Origin of the sequence: Oerskovia sp. NPDC057915, from assembly GCF_042887685.1 — a bacterium.
GTDB lineage: Bacteria > Actinomycetota > Actinomycetes > Actinomycetales > Cellulomonadaceae > Oerskovia.
The window spans coordinates 60,644-70,220 of record NZ_JBHVOS010000026.1; the positions used below are offsets into that span (position 1 = coordinate 60,644).

Genomic DNA, 9,577 nt, shown 5'->3' on the forward strand with positions numbered 1-9,577 from the left:
GGCGGTGGTCGCGGCCTGGGACGGCGACCACCGCTCACCCCCTCGCCCGTCGCCGGTCGAGCACAGCGCCCGACGGCGCCGCTCACCCCGGGCGCCGCACCCTCACCCGATCCCCGGGCGGCTCAACAGAGCCCGCACCTCGGTCGCCGTCGTGTCCCGTCCGTAGCCCGCGAGCTGGAACGACTCGGCGAACTCCCCGACCGCGCCGAGCCCCGCGGCGGAGACCGCGGCACGCATCTCCGGCTGGGTGTGCAGGTACGGCGACCAGTGCTCGAGGACGAACTCCCGCACCCTGTCCCAGTCGCCCACGGGCGGTACCTGGTCGAGCAGACCACGTTGCCACGGCGCGAACTCGAGGAACTGCGAGGCGTGGGCTGCGCAGGCGCGCAGCTTGGCCTCGATGGTGCTGCTCACGTCGACCACCACGTCGTGGCGGTGGTGCGCGAGCGCGTCGTGGTCGGGCATGAGCAGGCACACGGGAGGGGTCGCCAGGGCAGGCACGTCCGGCACGACGTTCGCCAGCCCGACGACGGCCACCGCCTCGCGCACGAGGCGCCCCGCTGCGCGGTTGTCGAGGTGGCCGGGGCACTCGTCGTGGAACGCGACGACCACGTCAGCCTGCCACCGGCGGATCCGGGCGACGACCTTCCGGCGCATCGCGACGCTCGCCTCGAGCTCGCCGTCGTGGGCGGAGAGGATCTCGTACTCCTGCACCCCCAGCTCCCGCGCCGCGGCGTACGCCTCGACGGCCCGACGGCGCGCAAGAGCCTTGCGTGGCATGGACCGGTGCCCGGCGTCACCGTTCGTCAACGACAGGAACTTCACGCCGTGGCCCGCCTGCGCGAGCTTCGCAGCGGTCCCGCCGACATACTCGTCGGGCTCGTCGGGGTGTGCCGCGACGACGAGGACCCGCAGCCTGTCGGCGAACAGGCCCGAAGCGGGCGCGAGCACGTCGGCCTGTGGCGAGGGGCTCATCGCTGCCGCGGGAAACGAAGCTCGAACCGCTCGCAGACCACAGGCATGTCGTCACGGAACTCCTGGCCCACGAGGACGCGCGAGAAGTACTCGCGGTGTCCCGCCCGCCACGAGTCGAGCGACCGGTCGTCCTCTCCCTCGGCCGCCGCGAAGTCGGCCGTGACCTCGTCGAACGGGACGACCTCGACCGACGTCGTGCGGATCAGGGCCCGAGGATGCCCGGCCCCGTCCAGGATGATCGAGAGCTCACCGACCTGCGGGAGCGGCACGTCGTCGTCGTACTCCCAGCGCGAGGACGAGGTCGCCGTCTTCTCCCCCGACAGCACCGCGGCGAGGAGTCCGTCGGCGAGCGCAGGATTGTCCCCGAAGGACCATGCGGGTGGCGGCACGGTCGCCGAGATCCCGAAGCCCGTCACCACACCGACCTTGCCCTCGCCCGCACGGACGCGCGCGGTCTCCCAGAACGCGAGGATCTCCTCGCCGCGCGGGTCGCTCTCGACCTCGACCGGGTTCTCCCCCGCGGACGCGTCCGAGGCGGCCCGATGCTCGTCGCCCTGGGCACCCTGGGGCGTCCGGTCGCTGCCCTTGCCCGTGCTGTCCGGTCCGCGGTCGTCGTGGTGGCTCATACGTCCATGGTGGACCACGGACACCCGGTGTGCCCGTCTTGTCGTGCTTTGGCCGACGGGGTGTCGCCGATTCCACCCGCCCCCTCCCCTCCCCGCCCGGGGGGAGGTCCCCCGCCGACGGTGACGGCCGTGCTCGCCGACGGTGACGGCCGTGCTCGCCGACGGTGACCGACCACCTCGCCGAGGGTGACCGTTTGGGTCGCCGAGGGTGACGCCGAGTACCGCTCCGCTCGCCTCCAGCACGTCCCCCTCAGCGAGCAAGTTCGTCACCCTCGGCGGGCACGTTCGTCACTCTCGGCAGTCCGGGCCGTCACCCTCGGCGGGCATGTTCGTCACCCTCGGCGAGCATGTTCGTCACCCTCGGCGAGCACGTTTGTCACCCTCGGCGAGCACGTTTGTCACCCTCGGCGACAGCGCCCGACGTGACGGGAGCGCCGGAGGTGGGCTGCGCCGTCGGGCGTCGGAGCGGCACGCCGGCGAGCGGCATGCGGGCGAGCGGCACGCCGGCGAGCAGCACGCGGGCGAGCACAACGCGGGCGAGCCGGACGCACGAAGGAGGGTGACCCGTCCTGCGCGATCGTGGTCGGGTCTGGCGGGAGGCGCCGGACCGGACGGAAGATCACGCAGGACGGGTCACCCTCCTCAGAAGGTCCGCCGCAGCGAGGCGGGGGTCAGCGACCGACCGAGCCCTCGGTGTAGTCGTCGTCGCCCGACTTGGCCCATGCGAACATCCCGCGCAGCTCGCGGCCCGTGGCCTCGATCGGGTGCGCCTCGCCCTTGGCGCGGAGCTCCTTGAACTCGGGGGCGCCCGCGTCCTGGTCGTCGATGAAGCGCTTCGCGAAGGCACCGTTCTGGATGTCTCCGAGGACGGCCTTCATGTTCTCCTTGACCCGCGGGTCGATGACCCGGGGGCCCGAGACGTAGTCGCCGTACTCGGCCGTGTCGGACACCGACCAGCGCTGCTTGGCGATGCCGCCCTCCCACATGAGGTCCACGATGAGCTTGAGCTCGTGCAGGACCTCGAAGTAGGCGATCTCCGGCTGGTAGCCGGCCTCGGTCAGCGTCTCGAAGCCGTACTGGACGAGCTGCGACACACCACCGCACAGGACGGCCTGCTCACCGAACAGGTCGGTCTCGGTCTCCTCGGTGAAGGTCGTCTTGATGACGCCGGCGCGCGTGCCGCCGATCGCCTTCGCGTACGAGAGCGCGATGTCCCACGCCTGGCCCGACGCGTCCTTCTCGACGGCGATGATGTCGGGGATGCCACGGCCCGCGACGAACTCACGACGCACGGTGTGGCCCGGCGCCTTGGGGGCGACGAGGATGACGTCGACGCCCTCGGGAGCCTCGATGTAGCCGAAGCGGATGTTGAAGCCGTGCGCGAACGCGAGCGTCTTGCCGGCAGCCAGGTTCGGCTTGATCTCGTCGTTGTAGATCGAGCGCTGGTGCTGGTCCGGCGCGAGGATCATGATGAGGTCGGCCCACTGGGCTGCCTCTGCGACGGTCTTGACCTCGAAGCCCTCGTCGGTCGCCTTGGCGATCGACTTGGACCCTTCCTTGAGGGCGATGACGACCTGGACGCCCGAGTCGCGGAGGTTCTGGGCGTGCGCGTGCCCCTGGCTGCCGTAGCCGACGACCGCGACCTTCTTCTGCTGGATGATCGAGAGGTCGGCGTCGTCGTCGTAGAAGAGCTCTGCCACGGTGTTACTCCTTGGGTTCTTGAGGTGATGACGAACACGATAGTTCGACGTCGGTGGGCAACGTGGGGGTGTCCACCGGGATGGACTGGGTCAGGCGGACCGGTGGGCGCGGTCGAGCGCCCGGTCGGTGATGGAGCGGGCACCACGGCCGACGGCCACGGTGCCGGACTTGACGATCTCACGGACGCCGTAGGGGTCGAGCGCACCGAGGAGCGCGCTCAGCTTCTCCGGGGTGCCCGTGGCCTCGATCGTCACGGCGTCGGGGACGACGTCGACGACCTTGGCGCGGAACAGCTCGACGACCTCGAGGACGCCCGTGCGGTTCGCCCCGTCGGCGCGGACCTTGACGAGCAGGAGCTCACGCTGGACCGACGACGCCTGGTCGAGCTCGACGATCTTGATCACGTTGACGAGCTTGTTGAGCTGCTTCGTGACCTGCTCGAGCGGGTTCTGGTCGACGTCGACGACCACGGTGATGCGCGAGATCTCCTCGTGCTCCGTGGGGCCCACGGCGAGCGAGTGGATGTTGAACGCGCGGCGGGCGAACAGACCCGCGACGCGCGTGAGCACGCCGGGCTTGTTCTCCACGAGCACGGAGAGGGTGTGTCGGGACATGGTTGCGGCTCTCCCCGGTCTCAGTCTTCGCGGTCCCACGCGGGCGAGATGCCGCGTGCGTACTGGATGTTGTCGTTGCTCACGCCCGAGGCGACCATGGGCCACACCATCGCGTCGCGCGAGACGTTGAAGTCGACGACGACGGGCCGGTCGTCGATCTCCATGGCGCGCTTGATCGCGGCGTCGACCTCGCCCTTGGACTCGACCCGGATGCCCTCGCAGCCGTAGGCGTCGGCGAGCTTCACGAAGTCGGGCACGCGCTGCGTCCCGCGGCCCGTGTGCAGGTCGGTGTTGGAGTAGCGGGACTCGTAGAACAGGGTCTGCCACTGGCGGACCATGCCGAGCGAGGAGTTGTTGATCAGCGCGACCTTGATGGGGATCTCGTTGATCGTGCAGGTCGCGAGCTCCTGGTTGGTCATCTGGAAGCAGCCGTCGCCGTCGATCGCCCAGACGGTCTTGTCGGGCTGACCGACCTTGGCGCCCATCGCGGCCGGGATCGAGTAGCCCATGGTGCCGAGCCCGCCGGAGTTGAGCCACGTCTTGGGGTGCTCGTAGCGGATGAACTGGGCGGCCCACATCTGGTGCTGGCCGACGCCCGCGACGTAGATCGAGTCGGGGCCGGAGATCTCGCCCAGGCGCTGGATGACGTGCTGCGGGGCGAGGTGGCCGTCCTCGGGCTCGGAGTAGCCCAGCGGGTACGTCTCGCGCCAGTCGTCGATCTGGTGCCACCAGGCACCGAGGTCCGGCTGTCCCTTGGCCGCGTGCTCCCGCTCGAGCTCGGGCAGCAGGTCGGAGATGACCTCGCGCAGGTCGCCCACGATCGGGACGTCGACGTCGCGGTTCTTGCCGATCTCGGCGGGGTCGATGTCGGCGTGCACGATCGTGGCGTGCGGCGCGAAGCTCGACAGGACGCCCGTGACGCGGTCGTCGAAGCGCGCGCCGAGGGCCACGATGAGGTCGGCCTTCTGGAGCGCGGCGACCGCGGGGACCGTGCCGTGCATGCCGGGCATGCCGAGGTTCTGCGGGTGCGAGTCGGGCAGTGCGCCGCGGGCCATGAGCGTGGTCACGACGGGGGCGCCCGACAGGTCGACGAGCCTGCGCAGCTCGGCCGAGGCGTTGGCACGGATCGCGCCGCCGCCCACGTACAGCACGGGGCGCCTGGCGCTCGCGAGCAGGCGTGCGGCCTCGCGGATCTGCTTGGAGTGCGGCTTGGTCACGGGGTGGTAGCCGGGCAGCTGCAGCTCCTGCGGCCACGAGAACGTGGTGCGCGCCTGCATCGCGGACTTCGCGATGTCGACGAGGACGGGCCCGGGGCGCCCGGTCTGGGCGATGTGGAAGGCCTCGGCGATGACGCGCGGGATCTCGTCGGGGTCGGTGACGAGGAAGTTGTGCTTGGTGATCGGCAGGGTGATGCCGACGATGTCGGCCTCCTGGAAGGCGTCGGTCCCGATCAAGGAGGCGCCGACCTGGCCCGTGATGGCCACGAGCGGGATCGAGTCCATGTTGGCGTCGGCGATGGGGGTGACGAGGTTCGTCGCGCCGGGGCCCGACGTCGCCATGGTCACGCCGACGCGGCCGGTCGCGTGGGCGTAGCCCGACGCCGCGTGGCCGCCACCCTGCTCGTGGCGCACGAGGATGTGGCGGAGCTTCTTGGAGTCCATGAGGGGGTCGTACGTCGGCAGGATCGCGCCGCCGGGGATGCCGAAGACGACGTCCACACCTGCTTCCTCGAGCGAGCGGACGATCGACTGCGCGCCCGTCACCTCCTCGGGCCCGACGGCGAGGCTCGTCGTGCGCTCGCCCGTGACCGAGGCGCGTGCTCGGCTCTCGGGGCGGGCGGCGAGGCTCGCGGGGGACGGGGCTGGCTTCGGCGCCACGGCCTCGCCGGCGGGCGCGGGGGCGCTCGGCGTCGGCGGGGCCGGGTGGGGACCCTGGACCATCGGTATCTCCTGTTTCTCGGTGGCGACTGGCTGCCACCGGCTGGATCGAGCTCACCGTGGTGGTGCTGGTACTTCTGGTGCTCTCCGTGCTGTTCTGCCGCGGGGTGGTGCGGTCCGGTGACCGGCTCCGGAGCGGGGTGTGCCCGGAGGGGGTGGTCATGACGGTCGTGGTCGTGACATGAAAAAACCCCTCGTACCCGGTGAGGGCTGTTCGAGGGGTGAGCGCGCTGACGAGACCTGGGAGCTTGGCCTCAGCCGGCGCGCTCAGGAAGTACTACGAGAAGGATCGTCTGCACGTTGTGCACACTACGCCCTCGATCGGGCGATGTCATGCGTCGGGCCGGACGTCTCAGGGACTGGGACGTCCGGCCCGGCAGCGGTGGCCCGGCCGGGTGCACGGGGGCAACCGGCGAGCCGTCCGGGTCCGCGACCCGTCCGTCCGGGGCAATCCAGTAGGGCCGGAGCCCCTACACCAGGCACCATGGACCCATGACCACCACGATCGAACGACTGACCGCCGACCTCACCACCGCCATGAAGGCCCGCGACGAGTTCGCGAAGAACACCCTGCGCCAGGTCATCGGCGCCGTGCGCACCGCGGAGAAGTCGGGTTCGACCGCGCACGAGCTCTCGGAGTCCGAGGTCCAGACCGTCCTGGCCGCCGAGGTCAAGAAGCGTCGCGAGAGCGCGCAGATCTACACCGACGCCGCCGCGACCGAGCGCGCCGACAACGAGACGGCCGAGGCCGACTTCATCGAGGCGTACCTGCCCGCGAGCCTCACCCCGGCGCAGCTCGGCACGCTCGTGGCCGACGCGATCACCTCGACCGGCGCCTCCTCCATGAAGGACATGGGCAACGTCATGAAGACGGCCACGGCCGCCGCGGCCGGGATCGGCCGGGTCGACGGCAAGGCGCTGTCGCAGGCCGTCCGTCAGGCGCTCGGCGCGCTCTGACCCCTCTCCGCCCCTCCTGCCCGACGGCGCCGCCCGCCCTGGGTGCGCCCGTCGCGGCGGGCTCTCGGGTGCGTCGGGACGAGCGGCCCTGGCGTCGGGACGAGCGGCCCTGGCATCAGGTCCGCTCTGACAGGTCGCGCAGCGGCTCAGTCGCGCGCCTGCCACGTGCAGATGCACGCCTCGTTGCCCTCGACGTCCGCGAGCACCCAGAACGCCGGGGCGCGGGAGTCGGAGACCAGGTGACCGCCCGCCGCGATGGCCGCGGTGACACGCGCCTCGGCCTGGTCGTGCGGGACGGAGACGTCGAGGTGGATGCGGTTGCGCTGGGGCCGCGGTGCGTCCATCTGCTGGAACCAGACCGCCGGGCCGTAGCCCGCGGGGTCGCCGAGCCCCAGGCCCTCGTCCTCGGACGGCCCGTCGACGTAGCCGAGCACGGCCCGCCAGAAGGGGCGCACGGCGGGCCGGTCCAGGGCGTCGACCGCGATCTCGACCTCGACCAGCCCGTCGGTCTCGGCCGGGTGCTCGAGCTCCTTGGCGACGAGGGAGATCCGCCGGGCCAGGGTCACGTCGCGCCGGCTCAGCCCGCCCACGTCGTGCGACGACAGCCGCACGGTGACGGTGGCGTAGCGCAGGTCGACGTCGGGGTGGTGGTTCATGCCCTCGGCGAGCTCGCCGATCGCGTCGATCAACTCGACCCCGGCCGTGAACGAGTCGGTCCGGAAGCGGGCCTGCGCGGTGCCCAGGACGACGCGCCAGTCCTCCACCCCGTCGCTGTCGTGGAACTGTCGGGCGGTGATCGCGTCGCTCATGGCTGCTGCTCCGGTGCGGTTCGGCGCGGACGGTGGGCGTTCCTCGTCCACTATCCCGCAGCCCGGACCGCGTCGCCAGCACTCGCGACCTCGGGGGCCGAGCACGAGGTCGGGGTCGTTCCGTCCGCCGGGACGGCCCGACCCCGTGCTCGACCGCGTGCGGTCCCTACTCGAGGATCGCACCGCGCGAGGCCGACTGGACGAGCTTGGCGTACTTGGCGAGAACCCCCCGGGTGAACGTCGGGGCGAGTGGTACCCACCCTTCGCGGCGGGCCTCGAGCTCGGCCGGGTCGACCAGCAGGTCGAGCGTCTTGCGTGCGACGTCGAGGCGGATCCGGTCGCCGTCGCGCACGAACGCGACGGGTCCGCCGTCGACGGCCTCGGGCGCCACGTGTCCCACGCACAACCCGGTCGTCCCGCCCGAGAAGCGCCCGTCGGTCAGGAGCAGCACGGTCTTGCCGAGCCCGGCCCCCTTGATGGCTCCCGTGATCGCGAGCATCTCGCGCATGCCGGGCCCGCCCTTGGGCCCCTCGTACCTGATGACGACGACGTCGCCGTCCGTGATGGTCCCGTCCTCGAGGGCGTCGAGCGCCGCACGCTCGCGCTCGAACACGCGAGCCGTGCCCTCGAAGACGTCGGAGTCGAAGCCGGCCGACTTCACGACGGCTCCCTCGGGGGCGAGCGAGCCGCCGAGGATCGTGATGCCGCCGGTGCGGTGGATGGGGTTGTCGAGGGCGCGCAGGATCTTGCCGTCAGGGTCCGGCGGGTCGATCTCCGCCAGGTTCTCGGCGACGGTCCGGCCCGTGACGGTCAGCGCGTCACCGTGGATCAGGCCCGCGTCGAGCAGCGCCTTCATGACCACGGGCACACCGCCGATGCGGTCGACGTCGTTCATCACGTAGCGGCCGAAGGGCTTGAGGTCGCCCAGGTGCGGGACCTTCGCGGCCACGCGATCGAAGTCGGCCAGGGTCAGGTCGACCTCGGCCTCGTGCGCGATCGCGAGGAGGTGGAGCACCGCGTTGGTCGATCCGCCGAACGCCATGACGACCGCGATGGCGTTCTCGAACGCCTCCTTGGTCATGATGTCGCGCGCGGTGATGCCGCGGCGCAGCAGCTCGACCACGGCCTCGCCCGAGCGGTGCGCGAAGTTGTCGCGGCGGCGGTCGGCCGAGGGCGGCGCGGCCGATCCCGGCAGCGACATGCCCATGGCCTCGGCGACCGACGCCATGGTGTTCGCGGTGTACATGCCGCCGCACGCGCCCTCGCCGGGACAGATCGCGCGTTCGATGCGGTCGAGGTCCTCACGGCTCATGAGCCCGCGGGAGCATGCGCCCACGGCCTCGAACGCGTCGATGAGCGTGACGTCCTTCTCGGTGCCGTCGGAGAGCTTGACCCAGCCCGGCATGATCGAGCCCGCGTAGAGGAACACGCTCGCGAGGTCGAGGCGCGCGGCGGCCATGAGCATGCCGGGGAGCGACTTGTCGCACCCGGCGAGCAGCACCGACCCGTCGAGGCGCTCGGCCTGCATGACCGTCTCGACCGAGTCCGCGATGACGTCGCGCGACACGAGCGAGAAGTGCATGCCCTCGTGGCCCATCGAGATGCCGTCGGACACCGAGATGGTGCCGAACTGGAGCGGGTACCCGCCGCCCGCGTGCACGCCCTCCTTGGCTCCTTGCGCGAGCCGGTCGAGCGACAGGTTGCACGGCGTGATCTCGTTCCACGAGCTCGCGATGCCGATCTGGGGCTTGACCCAGTCCTCGTCTCCCATGCCGACGGCGCGGAGCATGCCGCGCGAGGCCGTGGCCTCGATGCCGTCGGTCACGGTGCGGGAGCGGGGCTTGATGTCGATGTCGTCGCTGGCCATACCCGAGTATCTCCTTGCACGCCGACGCCTGCCACAAGCCACGACGAGGTAGACCCGTGGCGCCGAGGTAGACCCCCCGGGGGTCTACCTC

Annotated in this window: 8 protein-coding genes; 1 reads left to right on the forward strand and 7 read right to left on the reverse strand. The window is 71.3% G+C overall.

Annotation, left to right across the window (positions count from 1 at the left end):
* Positions 1-102: 102 nt before the first annotated feature.
* The 5 genes from ACFVQ3_RS16350 to ACFVQ3_RS16370 all read right to left on the reverse strand — a co-directional run bounded on the left by ACFVQ3_RS16350 (position 103) and on the right by ACFVQ3_RS16370 (position 5,856).
* A complete protein-coding gene (locus ACFVQ3_RS16350; protein ID WP_387641190.1) occupies positions 103-975 on the reverse strand; it encodes a PIG-L deacetylase family protein in 873 nt (290 codons plus the stop codon).
* Positions 972-1,601 (reverse strand): ASCH domain-containing protein, encoded by a 630-nt coding sequence (locus tag ACFVQ3_RS16355; RefSeq protein WP_387641192.1) that lies wholly within the window; start codon positions 1,599-1,601, stop codon positions 972-974. The genes ACFVQ3_RS16350 and ACFVQ3_RS16355 overlap by 4 nt, the downstream gene beginning before the upstream one ends.
* A gap of 671 nt (positions 1,602-2,272) precedes the next feature.
* Positions 2,273-3,301 carry a ketol-acid reductoisomerase gene (ilvC, locus tag ACFVQ3_RS16360; protein ID WP_387641195.1) on the reverse strand — a complete coding sequence of 343 codons (1,029 nt, stop codon included), beginning with the start codon at positions 3,299-3,301 and terminating at the stop codon, positions 2,273-2,275.
* 90 nt (positions 3,302-3,391) lie between these two features.
* Positions 3,392-3,916: an acetolactate synthase small subunit gene (gene ilvN, locus ACFVQ3_RS16365; RefSeq protein WP_191788729.1), complete on the reverse strand. Its 525-nt coding sequence runs from the start codon at positions 3,914-3,916 to the stop codon at positions 3,392-3,394.
* Between the two features lie 20 nt (positions 3,917-3,936).
* Positions 3,937-5,856 carry an acetolactate synthase large subunit gene (locus ACFVQ3_RS16370; RefSeq protein WP_387641198.1) on the reverse strand — a complete coding sequence of 640 codons (1,920 nt, stop codon included), beginning with the start codon at positions 5,854-5,856 and terminating at the stop codon, positions 3,937-3,939.
* A gap of 489 nt (positions 5,857-6,345) precedes the next feature.
* Between ACFVQ3_RS16370 and ACFVQ3_RS16375 the strand changes: the two genes are divergently transcribed.
* Positions 6,346-6,810, forward strand: coding sequence for a GatB/YqeY domain-containing protein (locus tag ACFVQ3_RS16375; protein WP_387641200.1), 465 nt, complete (start codon positions 6,346-6,348; stop codon positions 6,808-6,810).
* Between the two features lie 146 nt (positions 6,811-6,956).
* On the opposite strand, the gene ACFVQ3_RS16380 is transcribed toward ACFVQ3_RS16375, so the two are convergent.
* Together ACFVQ3_RS16380 and ilvD are read right to left on the reverse strand one after the other, a co-directional pair.
* The gene (locus ACFVQ3_RS16380; protein ID WP_387641203.1) at positions 6,957-7,619 is read right to left on the reverse strand and encodes a VOC family protein; all 663 of its coding nucleotides are present in this window, start codon (positions 7,617-7,619) and stop codon (positions 6,957-6,959) included.
* Positions 7,620-7,785: 166 nt separating this feature from the next.
* Positions 7,786-9,486, reverse strand: coding sequence for a dihydroxy-acid dehydratase (gene ilvD / locus ACFVQ3_RS16385; RefSeq protein ID WP_387641205.1), 1,701 nt, complete (start codon positions 9,484-9,486; stop codon positions 7,786-7,788).
* Positions 9,487-9,577: the final 91 nt, after the last annotated feature.

Coding starts and splice junctions, on each gene's coding strand:
- ACFVQ3_RS16350 (WP_387641190.1), bottom strand. CDS start 975: ATGAGCCCCTCGCCACAGGCCGACGTGCTCGCGCCCGCTTCGGGCCTG.
- ACFVQ3_RS16355 (WP_387641192.1), bottom strand. CDS start 1,601: ATGAGCCACCACGACGACCGCGGACCGGACAGCACGGGCAAGGGCAGC.
- ilvN (WP_191788729.1), bottom strand. CDS start 3,916: ATGTCCCGACACACCCTCTCCGTGCTCGTGGAGAACAAGCCCGGCGTG.
- ACFVQ3_RS16370 (WP_387641198.1), bottom strand. CDS start 5,856: ATGGTCCAGGGTCCCCACCCGGCCCCGCCGACGCCGAGCGCCCCCGCG.
- ACFVQ3_RS16375 (WP_387641200.1), top strand. CDS start 6,346: ATGACCACCACGATCGAACGACTGACCGCCGACCTCACCACCGCCATG.
- ACFVQ3_RS16380 (WP_387641203.1), bottom strand. CDS start 7,619: ATGAGCGACGCGATCACCGCCCGACAGTTCCACGACAGCGACGGGGTG.
- ilvD (WP_387641205.1), bottom strand. CDS start 9,486: ATGGCCAGCGACGACATCGACATCAAGCCCCGCTCCCGCACCGTGACC.